This is a genomic window from Stenotrophomonas panacihumi (genome assembly GCF_001431645.1).
Taxonomy (GTDB): Bacteria; Pseudomonadota; Gammaproteobacteria; order Xanthomonadales; family Xanthomonadaceae; genus Stenotrophomonas_A; species Stenotrophomonas_A panacihumi.
The window spans coordinates 1-550 of record NZ_LLXU01000071.1 but is presented as its reverse complement, the minus strand read 5'-3'; the positions used below and the strand labels follow the sequence as shown (position 1 = coordinate 550).

The window sequence follows — 550 nt, the reverse complement described above, 5'->3', positions numbered from 1 at the left end:
GGGGCCCGCCGCACAGGAACCCCCCATGAGCAGCAACGACAACTGGTACATCGAGCATTTCCAGCCCACCGGCTCGGCCATCGGCTTCCGCATCACCGGCAAGCTGGACGAGGTGCAGTCGCCGTTCCAGAAGATCGAGATCTACGACAGCACCGACTGGGGCAAGCTGATGGTCATCGACGGCGCGATGATGCTCACCAGCAAGGACAACTTCTTCTACCACGAGATGATCAGCCACCCGGTGCTGTTCACCCACGCCGCGCCCAAGCGCGTGGTGATCATCGGCGGCGGCGACTGCGGCACGCTGCGCGAGGTGCTCAAGCACCCGGGCGTGGAAAGCGCCACCCAGTGCGACATCGACGAGCAGGTCACGCGCATGTCGGAGAAGTATTTCCCGGAGCTGTGCGAATCCAACGGTGACAAGCGCGCCGAGCTGCTGTTCGACGACGGCGTGGCCTACATGGCCAACTGCCCGGCCGGCAGCGTGGACGTGGTGATCGTCGATTCGACCGACCCGGTCGGCCCGGCCGAAGGCCTGTTCAACAAGGCC

At 64.9% G+C, this 550-nt stretch carries 1 protein-coding gene; it reads left to right on the top strand.

Features of this window, described 5'->3' with window-relative positions:
- Nucleotides 1-25: 25 nt before the first annotated feature.
- Nucleotides 26-550 (top strand): spermine/spermidine synthase domain-containing protein (locus tag ARC20_RS07935; protein ID WP_484600322.1); only part of this gene is annotated, 525 nt, incomplete at its 3' end.